The organism is Polaribacter huanghezhanensis (genome assembly GCF_030444335.1).
Classification (GTDB): Bacteria; Bacteroidota; Bacteroidia; order Flavobacteriales; family Flavobacteriaceae; genus Polaribacter; species Polaribacter huanghezhanensis.
In genome coordinates, this window is record NZ_CP128595.1 from 982,811 (window position 1) to 1,004,762 (window position 21,952).

The 21,952-nt window shown below is 32.0% G+C and carries 17 protein-coding genes; 10 read left to right on the top strand and 7 right to left on the bottom strand.

All coding sequences use genetic code 11. The annotated features are described in order from the left end of the window. Window positions 1-98: 98 nt before the first annotated feature. The 3 genes from KCTC32516_RS04695 (at window position 99) to KCTC32516_RS04705 (ending at window position 5,931) form a co-directional block, all read left to right on the top strand. A complete protein-coding gene (locus KCTC32516_RS04695) occupies window positions 99-3,488 on the top strand; it encodes a leucine--tRNA ligase (protein ID WP_301402334.1) in 3,390 nt (1,129 codons plus the stop codon). 240 nt (window positions 3,489-3,728) lie between these two features. Further along, the gene (locus KCTC32516_RS04700; protein ID WP_301402725.1) at window positions 3,729-5,144 is read left to right on the top strand and encodes a sensor histidine kinase; all 1,416 of its coding nucleotides are present in this window, start codon (window positions 3,729-3,731) and stop codon (window positions 5,142-5,144) included. A 4-nt stretch (window positions 5,145-5,148) separates the two neighbouring features. Next, window positions 5,149-5,931, top strand: a complete 783-nt coding sequence (locus tag KCTC32516_RS04705; RefSeq protein WP_301402336.1) for an enoyl-CoA hydratase/isomerase family protein — start codon at window positions 5,149-5,151, stop codon at window positions 5,929-5,931. A gap of 141 nt (window positions 5,932-6,072) precedes the next feature. Here KCTC32516_RS04705 and KCTC32516_RS04710 read toward each other — a convergent pair whose 3' ends face one another. Both KCTC32516_RS04710 and KCTC32516_RS04715 read right to left on the bottom strand, forming a co-directional pair. Further along, window positions 6,073-6,729, bottom strand: a complete 657-nt coding sequence (locus KCTC32516_RS04710; protein WP_301402338.1) for an HD domain-containing protein — start codon at window positions 6,727-6,729, stop codon at window positions 6,073-6,075. Window positions 6,730-6,826: 97 nt separating this feature from the next. Continuing rightward, window positions 6,827-7,237, bottom strand: a complete 411-nt coding sequence (locus tag KCTC32516_RS04715) for a BrxA/BrxB family bacilliredoxin (protein ID WP_301402340.1) — start codon at window positions 7,235-7,237, stop codon at window positions 6,827-6,829. A gap of 436 nt (window positions 7,238-7,673) precedes the next feature. On the opposite strand from KCTC32516_RS04715, the gene KCTC32516_RS04720 reads away from it, so the two are divergent. The 4 genes from KCTC32516_RS04720 to KCTC32516_RS04735 all read left to right on the top strand — a co-directional run bounded on the left by KCTC32516_RS04720 (window position 7,674) and on the right by KCTC32516_RS04735 (window position 13,113). Beyond that, window positions 7,674-8,423: a TerB family tellurite resistance protein gene (locus tag KCTC32516_RS04720; protein ID WP_301402342.1), complete on the top strand. Its 750-nt coding sequence runs from the start codon at window positions 7,674-7,676 to the stop codon at window positions 8,421-8,423. Between the two features lie 260 nt (window positions 8,424-8,683). Continuing rightward, window positions 8,684-12,091, top strand: coding sequence for an isoleucine--tRNA ligase (gene ileS, locus KCTC32516_RS04725; RefSeq protein ID WP_301402345.1), 3,408 nt, complete (start codon window positions 8,684-8,686; stop codon window positions 12,089-12,091). Between the two features lie 5 nt (window positions 12,092-12,096). Then, window positions 12,097-12,474 carry a TraR/DksA family transcriptional regulator gene (locus KCTC32516_RS04730; protein ID WP_301402347.1) on the top strand — a complete coding sequence of 126 codons (378 nt, stop codon included), beginning with the start codon at window positions 12,097-12,099 and terminating at the stop codon, window positions 12,472-12,474. Window positions 12,475-12,525: 51 nt separating this feature from the next. Further along, entirely contained in the window at window positions 12,526-13,113 is a 588-nt protein-coding gene (locus tag KCTC32516_RS04735; RefSeq protein ID WP_301402349.1) for a lipoprotein signal peptidase, read from the top strand. Here KCTC32516_RS04735 and KCTC32516_RS04740 read toward each other — a convergent pair. The 4 genes from KCTC32516_RS04740 to KCTC32516_RS04755 are packed head-to-tail and all read right to left on the bottom strand — an operon-like array spanning window position 13,108 to window position 15,612. Then, entirely contained in the window at window positions 13,108-13,782 is a 675-nt protein-coding gene (locus tag KCTC32516_RS04740) for a response regulator transcription factor (RefSeq protein WP_301402351.1), read from the bottom strand. The genes KCTC32516_RS04735 and KCTC32516_RS04740 overlap by 6 nt on opposite strands. A 12-nt stretch (window positions 13,783-13,794) precedes the next feature. Continuing rightward, entirely contained in the window at window positions 13,795-14,586 is a 792-nt protein-coding gene (locus KCTC32516_RS04745) for a sensor histidine kinase (RefSeq protein WP_301402353.1), read from the bottom strand. 12 nt (window positions 14,587-14,598) lie between these two features. After that, the gene (locus KCTC32516_RS04750) at window positions 14,599-15,228 is read right to left on the bottom strand and encodes a hypothetical protein (protein ID WP_301402355.1); all 630 of its coding nucleotides are present in this window, start codon (window positions 15,226-15,228) and stop codon (window positions 14,599-14,601) included. A 9-nt stretch (window positions 15,229-15,237) separates the two neighbouring features. Beyond that, the gene (locus tag KCTC32516_RS04755; protein WP_301402356.1) at window positions 15,238-15,612 is read right to left on the bottom strand and encodes a hypothetical protein; all 375 of its coding nucleotides are present in this window, start codon (window positions 15,610-15,612) and stop codon (window positions 15,238-15,240) included. Between the two features lie 93 nt (window positions 15,613-15,705). On the opposite strand from KCTC32516_RS04755, the gene uvrC reads away from it, so the two are divergent. The 3 genes from uvrC (at window position 15,706) to KCTC32516_RS04770 (ending at window position 20,124) form a co-directional block, all read left to right on the top strand. Further along, window positions 15,706-17,502 carry an excinuclease ABC subunit UvrC gene (gene uvrC, locus KCTC32516_RS04760; RefSeq protein WP_301402358.1) on the top strand — a complete coding sequence of 599 codons (1,797 nt, stop codon included), beginning with the start codon at window positions 15,706-15,708 and terminating at the stop codon, window positions 17,500-17,502. Further along, window positions 17,499-19,679: a patatin-like phospholipase family protein gene (locus KCTC32516_RS04765; protein ID WP_301402359.1), complete on the top strand. Its 2,181-nt coding sequence runs from the start codon at window positions 17,499-17,501 to the stop codon at window positions 19,677-19,679. Before uvrC ends, KCTC32516_RS04765 begins: the two co-directional genes overlap by 4 nt. 91 nt (window positions 19,680-19,770) lie before the next feature. Then, on the top strand, window positions 19,771-20,124 hold the full coding sequence (locus tag KCTC32516_RS04770; RefSeq protein ID WP_301402360.1) for a toxin-antitoxin system YwqK family antitoxin: 354 nt from the start codon (window positions 19,771-19,773) through the stop codon (window positions 20,122-20,124). Window positions 20,125-20,197: 73 nt separating this feature from the next. Here KCTC32516_RS04770 and KCTC32516_RS04775 read toward each other — a convergent pair whose 3' ends face one another. Further along, window positions 20,198-21,730 carry an Rne/Rng family ribonuclease gene (locus tag KCTC32516_RS04775; RefSeq protein ID WP_301402361.1) on the bottom strand — a complete coding sequence of 511 codons (1,533 nt, stop codon included), beginning with the start codon at window positions 21,728-21,730 and terminating at the stop codon, window positions 20,198-20,200. Window positions 21,731-21,952 lie beyond the last annotated feature (222 nt).

The following is a 21,952-nucleotide window of genomic DNA, read 5'->3' on the forward strand; positions in this document are numbered from 1 at the left end:
ATAACGAACATTTTAATCGATTTTATTTCACAAGTATTTTACTTTAATCTTTTAGTAATAAGCTGTAACTTTGGCGCTTCTAAAAAGCAGAAAATCACATGCAATACAATCATATTGAGATAGAAAAGAAATGGCAAGAATATTGGGATAAAAACCAAACTTTTAAAGCCAGTAATGAGTCGGAGAAACCTAAATATTATGTATTGGATATGTTTCCTTATCCAAGCGGAGCAGGTTTGCATGTTGGGCATCCGCTAGGATATATTGCAAGTGATATCTATGCACGTTACAAACGTCATAAAGGGTTTAATGTATTACATCCACAAGGATATGATTCTTTTGGTTTGCCAGCAGAACAATATGCAATTCAGACAGGTCAACATCCTGCAAAAACGACAGAGGAAAATATTAAAACATACAGAAGACAGCTAGATAGAATCGGTTTTTCTTTTGATTGGAGCAGAGAAGTAAGAACTTCAAATCCTGAATATTACAAATGGACACAATGGATTTTTATTCAATTGTTCAATTCCTGGTACAATAAAAGTTCAGACAAAGCAGAAGACGTTTCTACGCTGATTAAAATCTTTAAAAAAGATGGAAATGCAACTGTAAACGCAGTTTGTGATGAGGATATCAACATTTTTTCTGCGGATGAATGGAAAGCATTTACAAAAGCCGAACAAGAAGAAATCTTATTACAATATCGATTGACATTTTTGTCGGATACAGAAGTAAATTGGTGTCCAGCTTTGGGAACCGTTTTAGCAAATGATGAAATTGTAAACGGAGTTTCAGAACGTGGAGGTCATCCTGTTGTTAGAAAAAAAATGACGCAATGGTCGATGCGAATTTCTGCATACGCACAACGTTTGTTAGATGGATTAGAAACAATTGATTGGCCACAACCTTTAAAAGATTCTCAAACCAATTGGATTGGAAAATCTGTTGGAGCATTAGTCAACTTTGAAATCCTATCCCCAGCCCTTTCCGAAGGAAAGGGAGCAAAGGCTGACTCTAAAAAAGTACCTGGTTATATGACTGGTGGGAATAATTCTTATTTATTGCTTGAAAAAGCGAAAGAAATGAGAGCAAATCCAACGCCCGCAGAAGCAATTTTATGGAAATCTTTAAAAGGGAAAAAATTAAAATCTAAATTTAGACAGCAACATTTAATTAATGATTTTATTGTTGATTTTGTGTGCTTGTCAAAGAAATTAATTATTGAAGTTGATGGTAAAATCCATGAGTATCAACTAGAAAAAGATGAAGCTAGAACTTTAGAATTAGAACAAAAATCTGGTTTTAAAGTGATCAGATTTAAAAATGAAGAAGTAATTGGTGATATTGATGCAGTTTTATCTAAAATAGATTCAGAATTAAGTAATCAAGCATTTCTGCTTTCAAAACTTGAGCAAGATAATTCGAAAGAAACGGAATCAACTTCTCTTTCCTCTGGAAAGGGACAGAGGGATAGGATTAGTGTTTTTACAACACGTCCTGATACTATTTTCGGTGTTTCATTTATGACATTAGCTCCAGAACACGAGTTGGTGTCACGAATCGTGACAGATGAACAAAAAGAAGAAGTAAATGCTTACATTAAAGCCACAGCAAAACGGTCTGAACGCGATAGAATGGCAGATGTAAAAAGCATTTCTGGTGCGTTTACTGGCGCGTATGCTTTGCATCCGTTTACGGGAAAACAAATTCCGATTTGGATTGGAGATTACGTCTTAGCAAACTACGGAACAGGAGCAGTTATGGCGGTTCCTTGTGGAGATCAACGTGATTATGATTTTGCAAAACATTTTAATATTGCCATTCCGAATATTTTTGAAAACGTAGCTGTTTCTGAAGGGGCGCATACAGATAAAGACGGAACAAAAATTGCAAATTCTGATTTTTTAAATGGTTTATCGTACAAAAAAGCGATGAAATTAGCCATTTACGAACTAGAAAAACAAGGTTTTGGAGAAGGAAAAATAAATTACCGTTTGCGTGATGCTGTGTTTAGCAGACAACGGTATTGGGGAGAACCTTTTCCAGTATATTATAAAGACGGAATGCCGCAAATGATTGATACAAAACACTTGCCAATTGTTTTGCCAGAAGTAGAAAAATACTTGCCAACTGAAGACGGAAAACCGCCTTTAGGAAACGCAACTGAATGGGCTTGGGATTCTCGTGCTAAGAAAGTTGTAAGCAATGATAAGTTAAAAAATAAAACGGTGTATCCGTTAGAATTAAACACCATGCCGGGTTGGGCAGGAAGTTCTTGGTACTTTAACCGGTATATGGATTCGCAAAATTCTGAGGAATTTGCAAGCAAAGAATCGTTGGAGTATTGGAAAGAAGTTGATTTATATATTGGTGGTTCTGAACACGCAACCGGACATTTATTGTACGCGCGTTTTTGGCAAAAATTCTTGTTTGATAAAGGAATTGTTCCGGTAGATGAATTTGCAAAAAAACTAATCAACCAAGGAATGATTTTGGGAACTTCTGCTTTTGCATATAGAATAGATGGGAGGCCAAATGTTTTTGTTTCTAAAGATGTTTATGATATTCTAACGGAACCAATTCCTAAATCATCTAAAGGTAAAGGAGAAAAAATTATTAGAGATTTTTTAGGTTTAAAAGATGAAATATTTGGAATAGATAGAGGAATTCATGTAGATGTTTCTTTTGTTGATTCATCTGATGAATTAGATATAAAACGATTTAAAGAGTGGAGGCCAGAGTTTAAAAACGCAGAATTTATTACAAAAGAAAAAGGTGTTTTTAAAGTAAGAAGAGAGGTCGAAAAAATGTCAAAATCAAAATACAATGTTGTAAATCCTGATGCAATTTGTGAAGAATACGGAGCAGACAGTTTACGTTTGTTCGAAATGTTTTTAGGCCCTTTAGAACAAGCAAAACCTTGGAAAACTTCTGGTATTTCTGGAGTTTCATCGTTCTTAAAGAAATTATGGAGGTTGTATTTTAACGGAGAAACATTTGAAGTTTCTGACGCAGCACCAACAAAAGACGAATTAAAAGTTTTACATAAAACCATTAAAAAAGTAGAAGAAGATATTGAGAATTTCTCTTTCAACACATCAGTTTCTACATTTATGATTGCAGTAAACGAGTTAACAGCATTAAAATGTAACAAGCGTGCAATTTTAGAACCATTGGCAATTTTAGTGTCGCCTTATGCGCCACATATTGCAGAAGAATTGTGGAGTTTATTAGGAAATAAAGAAAGTATTTCTACGGCAGAATTTCCTGTTTTTGATGAAAAACATTTGGTAGAAAGTGCTAAAACATATCCGGTTTCATTCAATGGAAAAATGCGTTTTACTTTAGAGCTTTCTTTAGATTTATCAAAAGAAGAAATTGAAAAAATAGTAATGGCACACGAAAAAACAATCGCACAACTCGCAGGGCGAGAGCCAAAAAAGGTAATTATTGTTCCAGGTAAAATTATAAATATTGTTGGCTAGCACACGCAGTGTGCTTTTGGTATTTTACTTGTTTGTGGTTAAATAGTTGTCATTCCTGCGCAGGCAGAAATCCAAATTAACGTATTATAGATTCCTGTTTTACAGGAATGACAAATCTAATTAAAGGCATTATACAATTTGTAACGCCTTTTTATTTATCTATTTTGTACCTTTAAATCGTCTTATAAAAAAGCATTGATGTTTAAAAACTTATCATTACGGATTCGTATTTTCTTAGCCATGATTTTATTGGTGTTGTTGGCATCCGTTTTAATTTTAGGCGTTACCATTTATCAATATGACAAGCAAACGGAAGATTACAATATTGCGCGTTTTGAAAGAAAAGAAGAATCGGTTTTATCGAGTATAGAATTCGAGCTTAAAAGAGAAACAAGAGAGCCGCTTACCACAGAAAATTTAGCTAGAATATTTCAAAAAAGAATCTACGAAATTTCGAGCACGCATAAATTAAACATTTCTATTTTTGATTTAGAAGGAAATCTATTAATTACATCAAACACCATTAATTCTTTTGATATTACAAAAGAAGAACAAGCGTTATCAGGTCAAATTTTAGAAGATTTAGAATCGTTACCGTCTCAGAGAGTTTTTAGCAATGTGGTTATCAACAGTATCAGTAACGAAACTTCTTACACGTATATTACTGATTTAAAATTCAGACGAATTGGCGTCTTAGAATTAAAGTTTTCTCAAGACAATTCTGAAGAAGAAAAAGAGTTAAGAGAATTTATGATTCGGTTGGCATACGTGTATTTATTTATGTTGATAATAGCTGTTTCTTTGGCTTATTTTATATCGAGTTATATTACAAGATCTATCAAAACTATTTCTGATAAAATCCACGAAACACGGTTGAATAAACGCAACGAAAAAATTGAATTTAATTCTGGAAGCACAGAAATTAGCACTTTGGTAAATGCGTATAACCGAATGATTGATGAATTGCAAGAAAGTGCTGTAAAATTAGCACAAAGCGAACGAGAACAAGCATGGAGAGAAATGGCAAAACAAGTAGCGCACGAAATTAAAAACCCGTTAACTCCAATGCGATTATCGGTACAAAGTTTTGAGCGAAAATTTGATCCAACAGACCCAAATATTAAAGAAAAATTAAAAGAATTTAGCCAAACCTTAATTCAGCAAATCGATGTAATGACTTCTATTGCATCGGCCTTTTCTGATTTTGCTAAAATGCCAACTCAAAAAAGAGAAAAGATAGATGTAATTTCGGTTGTAAAACTAGCTTTAGACATTTTTAATGAAGAGTATATTTCGTATTCTTTCACAGAAAATTCTTTGATAGCAAATCTTGATAAATCGCAGTTAATTAGAGTGGTTACCAACTTAATTACAAATGCCACTCAAGCAGTTAATCAAACAGAAAACCCAAAAATTGAGGTTCATGTTTCATCAGAAAAAGACAACATTAAAATTGCTGTAACCGATAACGGAAAAGGAATAGATGAATCGGTAAAAGATTTGATATTTGAACCTAAATTTACAACCAAATCAAGCGGAATGGGATTGGGTTTAGCAATTATAAAAAAGATTATTGAAGCAAATAACGGAACTATAAATTTTGTTTCTTTTAAAGGAAAAGGAACAACATTTACCGTAACATTTCCAAAAAATTAAAAAGATGAATTTCGAAAACTTACAAATTACTATTGAAAACGGATGTGGAATTATCACCATCAATAGACCAAAAAAATTAAATGCGTTAAACATCGAAACGATAGAAGAATTGCACGATGCTTTTGAAACGTTGGATGCAAATAATGCTGTAAAAACAATTATTATTACCGGTAGCGGAGAAAAAGCTTTTGTTGCTGGCGCAGATATTTCTGAATTTGCTCATTTTTCTGTTGATGAAGGCGAAGATTTAGCTAGAAACGGACAAGAAATTTTGTTTGATTTTGTGGAAAATTTATCCACTCCAGTTATTGCCGCAGTAAATGGTTTTGCGCTTGGCGGCGGATTAGAATTAGCAATGGCAAGTCATTTTAGAATTGCTTCTGACAACGCAAAAATGGGATTGCCAGAAGTTTCTTTAGGTGTAATTCCTGGTTATGGAGGCACACAACGGTTGGCGCAATTAGTCGGAAAAGGAAGAGCGATGGAAATGGTGATGACTGCTGGAATGATTTCTGCTGAAGAAGCAAACAATTTTGGGTTGGTAAATCATGTAACAACTCAAGAAGAATTGTTGCCTTTGGCGCTAAAAATAGCGAGTAAAATTTCTAGAAATTCTACGGTTGCAATTAGTTCAGCAATTAAGGCAATTAACGCTAATTATAAAGATGGCGTAAACGGATTTGAAACAGAAATTTCTGAATTCGGAAACTGTTTTGGAACCGAAGACTTTAAAGAAGGAACTACCGCTTTTTTAGAAAAAAGAAGAGCAGATTTTCCTGGAAAATAGATTTTTAAAAAATTGAATTGGTGTCATTCCTTCGAAGGCAGGAACCTGTTTTTTTAGACAGAGAATGTTAAGTCGATTATTTTAAGAATAACAAATTACTTTCTATGGATTCCTGCCTTCGCAGGAATGACAAAGAATAATTTATTTTTCTCCATTCCATTCAGCATAAAATTGTTGAAGAAATGTTTCCATAAATAGATGACGTTCTTCAGCAATTTTTTTTGCAGTAGAAGTATTCATTTTATCTTTTAATAGCAATAATTTTTCATAAAAGTGATTGATTGTTGGCGAGTTAGAATTTTTATATTCCTCTTTGGTCATGTTTACATTTGGGGCAATTTCTGGATTGTATAAGGCCCTGTTTTTAAATCCACCATAATTAAAACAACGTGCAATTCCGACTGCTCCAATTGCATCTAATCTGTCTGCATCTTGAACGACATCCAGCTCTGGAGATGTAAATTTTTCGCCAGAAGACAATGAAGTTTTAAAAGAAATATAATTAATTATGTTTTCTACATGAACAATCACAATTTCATTTACCTTTTGATTTTCTAAAAACTCTCTTGCCATTTTTGGACCAATAGTTTCATCGCCATTATAAAATTTAGCATCGGCAATATCGTGTAACAAAGCGCCAAGCGCAATTATAAACTCATCAACATTTTCGTCTTTTCCAATCAACAAAGCATTTTTATACACACGTTCTATATGAAACCAATCGTGTCCGCCTTCAGCACCTTTCAAAGTTTCTTTTACAAAAGCAAAGGTGTTTTCTATAATTTGTGGTTTGTTCATCGGATAAAAATAAAAAAACCACGTTAATCAACGTGGTTTTTAGAAAACTTTTTATTTTAAAAAGTCCTTTCCTTTGGAAAGGATTTAGGATAGGAGTTTAACAAAACTCTTCGTACGCTTGTGCTAAATTTTGTGCAATCATTTGTGCAGATCTTCCTTCAATATGATGACGCTCTAACATGTGTACTAAATTACCATCTTTAAACAATGCAATTGCTGGAGAAGACGGAGGAAAAGGAATCATATATTCTCTTGCTTTTTGAGTAGATTCTTTTTCTACACCTGCAAAAACAGTTGTTAAGTTTGTAGGAACTTTATCTGCTCCTAAAGAAGCAATCGCTCCAGGTCTTGCTGTTCCAGCAGCACAACCACAAACTGAGTTTACCATTACTAAAGTGGTTCCTTCTTTTGCCAAAGCATTATCAACATCTTCAGCGGTATATAAAGCGTTAAAACCAGCGTTTACTAATTCATCGCGCATTGGTTTTACTAATTCTTCTGGGTACATATTCTATAAATTTTAAGGTACAAAGATACAGATATTTTGGAGAAAAGGAAAGGATAAAGCCGAAAGTCACAAGTCTAAAGTAAGAACAAACTCATACTTTTATTTTTAGCCACGAATTCACGGGTTTTTAGTTTTATTTGATTAATGAAAAACCGTTGGTTTTTCTATATCCGTAAAATATTTTACAAATAATTAACACAAAATTTGTGAATTCGTGGCTGAAGTTACTGACTGCTAGCTTTTAATAATTGCTACTTCTTGTCAATTGTGAGAAACAACTTGATGAAGCAACTTATTAAGAATAAAAAAATTGGCTATTCCTAAGTCTAATTTTATTATTTGTTCCTAATTCCAAGTAACGGTCTTTCTTTCCCCTTTCGACTTGTGGCTTTTGACTTTAAACTTTGTAAATTAGCAACTTTAAAAAAAGAATTAAATGGGAAATTTTACTAAATGGTTAGGAGCGGGATTAGGGTTTACGTTGGGCGGACCGATTGGAAGTATTATTGGGTTTGCAGTTGGAAGTTTTGTAGATGGATTTTCTAAAGACGATATTTTAAAAGAACTTAAAGAAAGTCAATCTGGAAAAACTTCTGGAAATACACAATCTGGAGATTTTGAAATTAGTTTATTGATTTTAGCTTCTGTGGTTATAAAAGCAGACGGAAAAGTTGATCAACGCGAATTGGATTTTGTAAGAACTCAATTTGTAGGAATGTACGGAAAAGAGCGGGCAAATGGTGCGTTTAAATTATTTAGCGGAATTATAAAAAAGGAAGTTTCTTCGCATCAAGTTTGTGTGCAAATTCGTCAGCATATGCCGCACGCTTCTAGATTACAATTGATTCATTTTTTATTCGGAATTGCAAAAGCTGATCAGTTTGTAACAGGTTCTGAAGTAGAGGAAATTAAAAAAATAGCTGGGTATTTAAACATCAATCAATATGATTATGAATCTATCAAAGCCATGTTTTATGACGAATCTGATAGCGCATATAAAATCTTAAATATGACAAAAGAATCTTCGGATGATGAGGTGAAAAAAGCCTATCGAATAATGGCGAAAAAGTATCACCCAGATAAATTACAAGATTTAGGTCCGGAACACATCAAAGGAGCAGAAGAAAAGTTTTTACAAATTCAGAATGCTTACGAAAAGATTAAAAAAGAACGTGGAATTAAATAAGTAACCATTTTCAGTTTTCAGTTATCAGTAACAGTTTTCAGTAGCAGTTTGCAGTTAGGATGCTTTTATTATTGGCTCAATCATTTTGTAACTTTTGAACCTTTGTAACTCTGCAGCTTTATCTCTTTGAGCCTTTGAAGCAATACAATTTTCAAACTTTCAGACAATCAAACCTATAACAAGTAACTTTTAGTCTTTTCAACTATTAAAAATTAGAGGAAAATCCTTAATTTCGCACTTCGATTAAAGAGCACGAAACAATGAGCGCAAAATTTGCTGAATATAAAGGACTTGACTTACCAAAAGTTGCAGACGAAATTTTAGAATCTTGGGAAAAGAATAACATCTTCGAAAAGAGTATTACATCACGTGAAGGAAACGAACCATTTGTGTTTTTTGAAGGACCACCTTCTGCAAACGGTTTACCAGGAGTTCATCACGTTTTAGCACGTGCTATTAAAGATATTTTTCCGCGTTACAAAACCATGAAAGGTTTTCAAGTAAAGCGTAAAGCTGGTTGGGATACGCACGGTTTACCGGTAGAATTAGGCGTAGAAAAAGAATTGGGAATTACCAAAGAAGATATTGGAACCAAAATTACCGTTGAAGAATACAACGAAGCGTGTAAAAAAGCTGTAATGCGATATACGGATATTTGGAATGATATGACTCGTAAAGTTGGTTATTGGGTAGATATGGAAGATCCATATATTACCTATAAATCAAAATACATGGAATCTGTTTGGTGGTTGTTAAAGGAAATTTACAGCAAGAAATTGATGTACAAAGGCTATACAATTCAGCCCTATTCTCCAAAAGCAGGAACCGGATTAAGTTCTCACGAATTAAATCAACCAGGGACCTATCAAGATGTTACAGATACAACCGTTGTTGCGCAATTTAAAACGATAAAAAACACGTTACCAGCATTTTTACAAGTTGATGGCGATGTACATTTTTTAGCATGGACAACAACTCCTTGGACGTTGCCAAGTAATACAGCACTAACTGTTGGGCCAAAAATTGAGTATGTGTTAGTTGATACTTTTAATCAATATACATTTGAGCCTACAAAAGTGGTGTTGGCTAAAAATTTAGTCGGAAAACAATTTGCAGGGAAAAAGTTTAATCAAGTTAAAGATGCAGCAGCATTAGCAAGTTATTCAAAAGAAGACAAACAAATTCCATATTTAGTTTTAAACGAATTCAAAGGAAAAGATTTAGTCGGAATTAAATACGAGCAATTATTAAAATATGCGTTGCCATACGAAAATCCAGAAAATGCTTTTAGAGTAATTTCAGGAGATTTTGTGACCACAGAAGACGGAACAGGAATTGTACATACAGCACCAACTTTTGGAGCAGATGATGCAATGGTTGCCAAACAAGCAACACCAGAAATTCCGCCTTTATTAGTGTTAGATGACAACGGGAATCCAGTTCCGTTAGTAGATTTACAAGGAAAATTTAGACCAGAGTTGGGTGAGTTTGCTGGTAAATATGTAAAAAACGAATATTACAATGATGGCGAAGCACCAGAGAAGTCTGTTGATGTAGAATTAGCCATCAAATTAAAAACAGAAAACAAAGCCTTTAAGGTTGAAAAATATGTGCACAGTTATCCAAATTGTTGGAGAACAGACAAACCTATTTTATATTATCCGTTAGATTCTTGGTTTATCAAGGTAACAGATGTAAAAGATAGAATGCACGAATTAAATGAAACGATCAACTGGAAACCAGAATCAACAGGAACTGGTCGTTTTGGAAATTGGTTGAAAAATGCGAATGATTGGAATTTATCTCGTTCTCGTTTTTGGGGAATTCCATTGCCAATCTGGAGAACAGAAGATGGTAAAGAAGAAATTATTATTGGTTCTGTAGAAGAATTGAAATCAGAGATGAAACGTGCCGTTGATGCAGGTGTGATGTCTGAGGATATTTTTGCTGAGTTTGAAGTTGGAAATATGTCTGAAGAAAACTATGATAAAATCGATTTGCATAAAAATGTAGTTGATAAAATTACCTTAGTTTCTGCATCAGGAAAACCAATGAACCGCGAAAGTGATCTGATTGATGTTTGGTTCGATTCAGGTTCTATGCCTTATGCACAATGGCATTATCCGTTTGAGAATAAAGAATTAATAGACAATAAAGAGTTTTATCCAGCAGATTTTATTGCAGAAGGAGTAGATCAAACAAGAGGTTGGTTTTACACATTGCATGCCATTGGAACAATGGTTTTTGATTCCGTTGCCTATAAAAATGTAGTTTCTAACGGTTTGGTTTTAGATAAAAACGGACAGAAAATGTCGAAGCGTTTAGGAAATGCAACGGATCCTTTTGAAACCTTGAAAACCTACGGCGCAGATGCAACGCGTTGGTACATGATTAGCAATGCAAATCCGTGGGATAATTTAAAATTTGACTTAGAAGGAATTGCAGAGGTGCGTCGTAAATTCTTCGGAACGCTGTACAACACATATTCGTTTTTTACTTTGTATGCAAATATTGATAAATTCACGTATGCAGAAGCAGATGTTCCGTTAAACGAACGACCAGAAATAGATCGTTGGATTTTATCAGAATTACATTCACTTATAAAAAGAGTTGATGCCTTTTATGCAGATTACGAGCCAACAAAAGCAACACGAGCAATTTCTGATTTTGTGCAAGAATATTTAAGTAATTGGTATGTAAGATTGTGTAGAAGACGTTTTTGGAAAGGCGACTATGAGCAAGATAAAATTTCTGCATATCAAACATTATATACGTGTATGTTAACTGTCGCAAAATTAAGTGCTCCAGTTGCACCATTTTTTATGGATAGATTGTACACAGATTTAATTAATGCAACCAAAAAAGAGACTTTTGAATCTGTACATTTAGCAGATTTTCCAACGTTTGATGCATCATTTATTGATGCTTCTTTAGAACGAAAAATGGAAAATGCGCAAACCATTTCGTCTTTAGTATTATCATTAAGAGCAAAAGAAAAAATAAAAGTGCGTCAGCCATTGCAAAAAATTATGATTCCGGTGTTAGATGCACAACAAAAAGCAGCAATTTTAGCCGTTTCTGATTTGATAAAACACGAAGTAAATGTAAAGGAAATAGAGTTGTTAGATGATGCTTCAGGGATTTTAGTGAAGCAAATTAAACCCAATTTTAAAACATTAGGGCCAAAATTTGGGCGCGATATGAAATTGATTTCTAACGCAATCCAAAATTTTAGTCAAGAAGATATTATCAACATCGAAAAAGATGGACATCTTTCTATCAAAATTGATGAAAAAAGTATACATTTGGAAATCTCAGATGTAGAAATTTCATCTAAAGATATTGAAGGTTGGTTGGTAGCAAATGCACACGGATTAACCGTTGCTTTAGACGTTACAATTTCTGAGGATTTACGCAAAGAAGGAATTGCCAGAGAATTGGTCAACAGAATTCAGAATTTACGTAAAGATTCTGGTTTTGAAGTTACAGATAAGATACAACTTACAGTGTTAAATTATCAAAGTTTACAAGAATCGGTATTGGAAAATAAAGCGTATATTATGAGTGAAACATTAACCAAAGAAATGGTTTTTGTTGATGTATTAAACGATGGAACAGAAATAGAATTCGACAACATCAAAAGTAGAATATTAATTAATAAAATGTAAGAGTTATGTCAGACAAAATCGTTAGATATTCAGATGAAGACTTACAAGAGTTTAAAGAAATTATTGAGAAAAAAATAGCAAGAGCGAAAGAAGATTTAGCCTTGTTAGAAAGTTCATATAAAAACAATGCAGATAATGGGACAAATGATACGTCACCGTCGTTTAAGTCTTTTGATGAAGGTTCAGACACCATGTCTAAAGAAGCAAATGTGCAGTTAGCCATTCGTCAAGAAAAATTTATTAGAGATTTAAAAAATGCATTACAACGTATCGAAAACAAAACATACGGAGTTTGTAGAGTAACTGGGAAATTAATTCAGAAAGAGCGCTTAAAACTAGTTCCGCATGCTACACTTAGCATAGAAGCGAAAAGAAAACAATAAAAAAAAGCTTCCAGATTTGGAGGCTTTTTTTAAGTATAAATTATTTTATCCATGTCCAAAAAAACCATTGCAATTACTACTGTTTTTTTAGCGTTACTTTTAGATCAAGTAAGTAAAATTTACGTAAAAACACATTTCGAAATTCAAGAAAGTGTTCACGTTTTCGATTGGTTTAGAATTCATTTTACAGAAAATAATGGAATGGCCTGGGGGTTTGAATTTGGAGGAAAAGCAGGGAAATTATTTTTAACATTATTTAGAGTAGTTGCCGTTTTTGGAATTATTTATTGGTTGCGAAAGACCATTAAAAGAAACGCTCCAACGATAGTTGTTATAGCAATTGCTTTAGTGCTTTCAGGAGCTTTTGGGAATATTATTGATTCTGTTTTTTACGGAGTTATTTTTGATGCGCCAGCGCACGGAACAGGAACGCTTTTCGCAAAAAACCCGTATGGAGAATTGTTTCATGGAAGAGTGGTAGACATGTTGTATTTTCCTATTTACGAGGGAGAAAGTTTTACATTTTTCAACGCTATTTTTAACGGTGCAGATTCTTTTATAACAATTGGAGTTGTATTATTATTCCTTTATAATAAACAAGCATTTCCGCCAGAAAAAAAGAAAAAGACCATCTTATAATTCTATTGAGAGTTCTATTAATTTCTTTTGAATTCCATAAATAACTAGACCAGCAACATTTTTAGATGCTGTTTTTAACAACAAGTTTTTACGATGTCCTTCGATTGTTCTTGGACTTAGAAATAATTTTTCGGCAATTTCGCCTGTAGTTAATTGTGCACAGATTAATTCTAAAATTTCGCGCTCTCTTTTAGAGAGTAAGTTTTCATCTAAGTCGTTTTTAATCTTTTTACCACTAGAAGAAAGTAAGTTTTCATGAATGGTTTTTAGTACTTTATCATCATAATAAAAACCTTTTTCAAAGACTTCATTTATGGTGTGAATTACAATTTTTGGACTTGTGTTTTTTAATAAATATGAGGATGCTCCTACGTTAATCATATTCGTAATAAACGATTTTCCACTGTAACTTGTAAGGGCAATAATTTTTATTGATGGATATTTTTCGTGAATTATTTTTGTGGTTTCTATACCATTAAGGACAGGCATTTTTAAATCCATTAAAATAATATCGGGAACATTTTTAGAATGAATAGCATCTATTAATTCTTGACCATTTTCGGCTTCAAAAAGGATATCGAAATTGTTTTCTCTTTGTAAGATAAATGAAATGCCTTTTCTAAAAAGCTGTTCATCATCTGCTAGGGCGATTTTTACTTTTTGTTTCATAATTTTAGGGGATTAAATGTGTATTATAAATGTTGCGCCACTTTTCTCTTTGCTGTTAATTTTTAATGTTCCGTTTAATAATTCAACTCTACTTTCTATGTTTTTTAGACCCAAGCCTTTTTTAAGTTGAGCTTGTTTTAAATCAAAACCAATTCCGTCGTCAGAATAGGTTAAAGACAATTTCTCGTTATTTATTTTAAGTACTAAGTTAATGTTTTTTGCTTTGCCGTGTCTAATTGAGTTGTTAATGAGTTCTTGTAAAATTCTAAAAAGATGTAATTCTTTGCTCTTTTTTAAATGGTTTTCGGGATATTTCAATTGATACGTAACTACTACTTTTTTACTTGTATTAAAATCATCAACCAATTCTTCAATGGCAGATTGTAAACCAAATTTATCGAGGATTGGAGGCAGTAAATCATGGGCAATTTTACGAGCACTTTGTAGCGTTCTGTTTGTGATATCTATATTGCTTTTAGTAACTGCTGAATATTCTTCAGCAGTTAAACCTCCATCTAATAACAAATTAGAATTAAGGTGTATGACATTTAATTTAGAGCTAATATCATCATGTAAATCTTGGGATATACGTTTTCTTTCGTTTTCTTGAGTAAGTATGGTTGCGTGAATCATTTCTTTTTGATGCTCAATTTCTGCAGATTTTTTTTCAAGCTCTTTTTCAACAATTTTTTTACGTGAAATGAAGAAAAAGAAAAATAGCGCAACCGCCATTAATAAAAGTAATAACACACCAATAAGGACAATAGAAATTATTTGATTTTTTTGAGAAAACAATTCCTCCATTTTTTAAATCTTTTAGGTTAAAGCAGGTTTTTTTCTAAAATGTTTATACCACTCTACAAAAATTAATATTTGATACAATATGTACAATAATGCATTTGTAATCCAGATTAACATCTTTGTTGAGCCTTTAATATTTCCAGCGGTAAAGAGTAAAAGACTACACAAAAAATATAAAAACATACCAGAAACAATAAAAATAAACCTACTTCCTGAACCTTCAATTTTTTGAATAAAAAATAAAAAACAAAAGATAATTAATGGAATTGAAGTTACAACAATTTCAAAAATATTAAATTTATCATAACTTGTGGTATCTACAATATAATAGACACAAAGAGCAACTAATACGATTATTATAACGACTGAAATTATTTTTTTAAGAATTATTTTCTTTAAAATTTCCCTAAAAAATAAACTTAACAAAATAAATTTTCCAATAAAAAAATAATGGGATAAAAAAAGGTTATTTATTCTATGATTACTAAGGTAACTTGAATATAATTGAAGAACTAAACTGCCAATTAGGTATAGTGTAAATATTTTTATAGGTGTTAACTCTAATCTATAATTCCTTAAGAATAAGACTGTATTTAATGCCAATAAAATATAACCAATATAAACTATTATAATTTGTATACTCATTAAAATGAATTAACCATTTAAAGGGCTATTTGGGTCGCAAAAATCAGGGCAAGGCTGTGTCATATCATAAATGTCATCACCACCTGCACCTAATTCATTTTGCTTAATGGCAGAAATCATGTCTTTATTATTTTTATCAACACCAACAATCATTAGTTTTTCTTCGTAAGTTATATCTTTTGTTTTTGGGTTTACAGTTTCTTTAACTCCTAAATAAGCTCTTACACTAACAACTCCGTCCTCAGCTAAAACTTCTTGTAAGTCAATTTTAGGAATATTAAAAGCTCTACACTCGTGGTATTTGTTATACGAAGATTCTAAATTTCTCCAGTTTTCAGCCCATTTTTTTGCAGTTTGTAAAGTAATTGTGTTCTTTTTTTTCATGATAATATGTATTGGGTTAGTATGAACCCTAAAAGTAGTAATTATTTTAACAATAGTTTAAAAAAGCAACAGTAAAAATGGTATTTTCGTAGTATGTCTAATGCATTAGAAATCCAAATAAAGTCGTTGCCAGATTCTCCCGGTGTGTATCAATATTTTGATATAAATGATATTATTATCTATGTAGGTAAGGCAAAAAACCTTAAAAAAAGAGTTGCTTCTTATTTTACTAAAAACCACGAAAATGGCAAAACTAGAGTTTTAGTAAAGAAGATTGCAAGTATAAAACACATTGTTGTAGATACAGAAACAGATGCGTTGTTGTTAGAAAACAATCTAATTAAAAAGTATCAACCAAAATATAATGTGATGCTTAAAGATGACAAAACTTATCCATGGATTTGCATTAAAAAAGAACGCTTTCCAAGAATCTTTTTAACTCGAAATGTTGTAAAAGACGGTTCGGAGTATTTTGGGCCGTACACCTCTGTAAGAACCGCAAAAGCATTGTTAGATTTAATAAAAGAATTGTATACATTAAGAACTTGCAAATACGATTTAAGCAAAGAAAAAATTGCAGCAAAAAAATATAGAGTGTGTTTAGAATATCACTTAGGAAACTGTAAAGCACCTTGCGAAAACTTGCAAACAGAAGAAAATTACTTGTTAGATATTGCTGCAATTAGAAATATTGTTAAAGGAAATTTTAAAGAATCCTTAGAAAAATTTTCTGAGTTGATGCAAGATTTCGCAGCTAAAATGGAGTTTGAAGAAGCGCAAAAAATAAAAGTAAAGCTAGAACAATTATCTAATTACCAAGCAAAATCTACCGTTGTAAATCCGTCTATTAATAATGTAGATGTATTTTCTGTTATTTCTGATGAAAGCTTCGGATATGTTAACTTTTTTAAAATAGCAAACGGCTCCATCATTCAGTCTCACACCTCAGAGATCAAGAAAAAATTAGACGAAACAGACAAAACATTATTAGAATTATCAATCATAGAAATTCGCCAACGGTTTAACTCTCAATCAAAGGAAATTTACGTTCCGTTTGTTGTTGATGTTGGTGATGATGTAAAAGTGACCGTTCCAAAAACAGGAGATAAAAAACGAATTGTAGAATTGTCAATTAGAAATGCGCGCTATTTTAGACAAGACAGGTTTAAGCAACTAAAAATTGTTGATCCAGACCGACATGCAAATCGAATTATGTCTCAAATGAAAATAGATTTACGCTTAAAAGCATTACCAAGACATATTGAGTGTTTTGACAATTCGAATATTCAAGGAACGCATCCAGTTGCAGCTTGTGTGGTTTTTAGAAACGGAAAACCAAGTAAAAAAGAATACAGACATTACAATATAAAAACAGTTGTTGGTCCAGATGATTTTGCGTCGATGGAAGAAGTAGTTTTTAGACGCTACAAAAGATTGTTGGCAGAGAACGAATCGTTGCCGCAACTTATTATTATTGATGGCGGAAAAGGACAATTATCATCTGCTTTAAAAAGTTTAGATATTTTAGGGCTAAGAGGTAAAATTGCCATTGTTGGAATTGCAAAAAGATTGGAAGAAATTTATTATCCAGGAGATTCTGTTCCATTATATTTAGATAAAAAATCGGAGAGTTTAAAAATCATTCAGTTTTTAAGAAACGAAGCGCATCGATTTGGAATTACCTTTCACAGAAATAAAAGAAGTAAAAGCGCCATTCAATCAGAGTTAGAGCAAATTCCTAGTATTGGTAAGCAAACGATTACAACATTATTGCGTAAATTTAAGTCGGCAAAAAGAGTAAAAGACGCAACATTAGAAGAGTTAACACCTGAAGTTGGTAATTCAAGAGCTAAAATTATATTCGAATATTTTAATAATAAATCAGAATGAAAAAATTGTTTTTTATATTTTTAATGACATCAATAGTTGTTTTTTCACAAAAAAAACAACCAAAAATTGGTTTGGTTTTGAGTGGTGGAGGAGCCAAAGGGTTTGCCCATATTGGTGTTTTAAAAGAAATAGAAAAAGCAGGAATTCAAATAGATTATATTGGCGGTACAAGTATGGGCGCAATTGTTGGCGGTTTGTACGCTGCAGGTTATAGTGCAAGTCAAATAGAAAAAATTGTTATTGATACAGATTTTTATACCCTACTTCGAGATAAAAACACACGAAAAGCAACTCCTTTTTTCGAAAAAGAACACGGAGAAAAATATTCAATTGTTTTGCCAATAAATAAAGGGAAAATAGGATTGCCTCAAGGAGTTTCTAAAGGTCAAAATGTCCTAAGTTTTTTAACACAGTTATTATCCCCTGTAGATTCTATTTCAGATTTTTCTAAATTGCCAATTCCGTTTTTCTGCATTGCAACAGATGTAGAAACCGGAAATCAAATAAAACTTACAAGTGGCTCATTACCATTGGCGTTAAGAGCAAGTGGTTCTTTTCCTACGTTGTTAAATCCGATAGAGGTTGATGATAAATTATTGGTTGACGGCGGAATTGCAAACAATTTTCCGGTTGATGAAATGAAAAAAACAGGCGTCGATATTATTATTGGTGTTGATGTACAATCGGAATTATTTAAAAAAGAAAAGATTAAAACAGTATTAGATGTATTAGGTCAAATTTCTAATTATCAGATTTATAAAAGAAACGCAGAACAGGTTGCTAAAACAGATGTGTATATTCATCCAGATATTTATGATTATTCTGTAGTTTCTTTTGATAAACCTGTAGAAATATTATCTAAAGGAGTACAAATAGGTAAAAAATTTGCTAAAACATTCGACAGCATTGCAAAACTTCAACCTCTAAAAATAAAACGAATTGATTTGGTTAATACAGATCCTGAATTTGTTGTTCATAAAGTAGAAATTAAAGGAAACAATAATTATACAAGAGCTTATATATTAGGAAAATTAAAACTGCAAGAAGGGGATAAAATAAACTATAAGGAGTTGGCAACTAAGATTAGTTATTTATCGGCAACAGATAATTTTAAGATGATCAAATTTCATGTTAAAAATACGCCTGAAGGAAAAAATATTCAATTAAAAATCAAAGAAAAGAAGCTAAATGCAAGTTTAAGGTTAGGAGTACATTACGATTTGGTATACAAATCGGGCGTTTTAATCAACTTAAATAAAAAGAATATTTTATCTAAAAACGATGCTGTTTCTTTAGATTTAGTCGTTGGGGACAAACCAAGGTTTAATTTGCACTACTTTGTAGACAACGGATTTTATTATAGTTATGGCTTTAGTTCTAGGTACAATAGTTTTCAAACCAATGTTATATCAAACTTACCAGGTATCAATTTAATTAATTTACAATACAGAGATTTTACAAATAGAGTTTATGTTCAAACCACCTTCGACAGAAAGTTTGCAATTGGTTTAGGGTTAGAGCAACAAGAGTTGGTGTCGCAAACAGAAACAATTTCTACAACGACAAACGAACCATTTGTTTTTGACGATAGTAATTATTTAAACCTGTATTCTTATCTAAAGCTAGATACGTATGATGATAAATATTATCCTAAAAAAGGGATTTTATTAGACGCCAGATTTAAGTGGTACATGGCTTCTTCAGATTATAATAAAGATTTTATTCAGTTTTCTCAAGTACGAGGAAAAATAGGTTTTGCAAAAACGTTTAAAAAGAACCTTACGTTGCTATTTGAATCTGAAGCAGGATTTACACTTGGAAATGTAAACTCAAAAACCTTCGATTTTTTATTAGGTGGATACAATCAAAACTTTATCAATAATTTTATTCCTTTTTACGGATATGACATCAACGCATTGTCAGAACAGTCGTTTTTAAAATCTACAATTAATGTACGAGTTGGCATTACAGAAAAACAGTTTGTTCATTTTTTAGCAAATTATGCTAGAGTAGAAAACAGCGTTTTAAACAACGGAAATTTATTTAATGACACAAAATCTGGCTACGCTATTGGGTATAGTGTAAACTCTATTATTGGCCCAATTGATTTAAAATATTCTTGGTCTCCAGATACAAATAAATATTCTTGGTATTTTAATTTGGGCTTTTGGTTTTGACCCAATGTTAATTTAATGTTATGTAAATGTTTGTTTATTGTTAAAAATAATGATACTTTTGTTAAAGTAGTTAACATTAAATACAGATACCATGAAAAAAATACTTACCCTAGCGTTCTTTTTTGCTTTTACAATTAGCAACGCTCAAGAAATTGAACCAACATATGAAAAATCTGAAGATATGGTTAAGGCAACTTACTACTATCAAGATGGTTCTATTAAAGAACAAGGTTTTTTTAAAGATAAAAAATTAACAGGTCAGTGGGTTTCTTATAATAAAAAAGGAGAAAAAATAGTAATTGCAAATTATATAGCGGGTAAAAAAGTAGGAAAATGGTTTGCTTGGAGTAACAATGCTTTAAAAGAGATTACCTACACTAACAATACAATTGTTAGTGTTAAAAGTTGGAATCATGATACCACCAAATTAGCATCAAATAAATAATTAAAATAAAAAGCATAAAAAAAACCGCATCATTTTAAAATGATGCGGTTTTTTTGTTGATAAAAGTTATGCCTTACTTACTTTTTTTATAAAATTTATATTGTAAGTACTGGTAAGCATCTCTAGGTAATATATCGATCCACTTTTTGTATTTAATAAACCATTTAAAACGGATAGAAAAAACACCTTGTGTAAGGTACGCGGCTACAAACGGATGCGCATTAAGCGTAATCTTTTTGTAGTTTTTTCCGCTAGATATAATTCTTTCTAACTCAATTTCGATTTTATCAATTAAAACAATTGGAGCTTCAACTTCTCCGTTTATATTCGGATTTGGCTCTCTTGTTTTAATTTCTAATTCTGGTCTTACTCTTTGACGAGTGATTTGTACCAAACCAAATTTACTTGGTGGTAAAATTTTGTGCTTTGTTCTATCAAAAGACATTTCATCTTTCATGTACTGATAGAGTTTTTGTCTATTTTCTGCACTTTGCATATCAATAAAATCAACCACAATAATTCCACCCATATCACGTAACTGTAATTGTCTTGCAATTTCTTTTGCAGCAATCATGTTTACTTCTAAAGCAGTATCTTCTTGAGAATTTGCTTTGTTAGATCTGTTTCCGCTATTTACATCTACAACGTGCAATGCTTCGGTATGTTCAATTACCAAATAGGCACCTTTGCTCATAGATACTGTTTTACCAAAAGAAGTTTTTATTTGACGCTCTACGCCATACTTCTCAAATATTGGAGTTTTTGATTTGTGTAGATTTACAATATTTACCTTTTCGGGATAAATTTCTTGTAAATAATCTTTAATTTCTACAACTAAAGTCTCGTCATTTGTAACAATGTTTGTAAAAGAATCATTCATTACATCTCTTAAAATAGAAGATGCTCTGTTTAACTCGCTCAAAATTTTTGTTGGGGTGTTTGTGTTTGCAATGCTTTTACACATGCCTTTCCAACGTTCTAAAGAGTTTTGTAAATCCCTGTCTAATTCTGCTACTTTTTTATCTTGAGCAACAGTTCTTAGTATCACACCAAACCCTTTTGGTTTTATGCTTTGGGCTAATCTTTTTAAACGTTCTTTTTCTTTTGGATCTGCAATTTTTTGCGATACAGAAACTCTATTAGAAAAAGGAACTAAAACTAAAAATCTACCAGCTATAGATAGCTCAGAACTAATTCGTGGTCCTTTGGTAGAAATAGGTTCTTTTACAATTTGCACTAATGTGTTTTGTCCTGTTTTAAGGACATCGTTAATGCTTCCGTCTTTGTGTATATCTTTCTCAAAGCCGAAATTTTTTAAAGTGTATTCTTTATAATTACCTGTGCTTACTTTCTTAAGGAATTTTGATAAAGAGTTTACTTGTGCGCCTAAATCATGATAATGTAAAAAGCCATCTTTTGGATAACCAACATTTACAAAAGCAGCATTTAAGCCCGATAAAACTTTTCCTATTTTGGCAATAAAAATATCGCCTACAGAAAACTTGTTATCGTTTGTCTCTTTATTTAACTCTATAAGTTTACCATCTCTTAGTAAGGCAAAATCAATATCAGATGAACTTGAACGAATAATTAATTCTGTTTTCATTCTGAATTTGGTTTTATACTACACTTAATTGTGTAGATGGATTAAAATAATGTTACAGGGTTTTTGCCTGTATGAAGTGTTTAAACTTCTTGTCAATGAACGTTGTTCAGCTTTTAATGCAAATGCAGAAAAAGTAAGCGATGCTTACTTTTTCTTATGTCTGTTTGCTCTAGCTCTTTTCTTACGTTTGTGTGTAGAGATTTTTGCTCTCTTTCTTTTTTT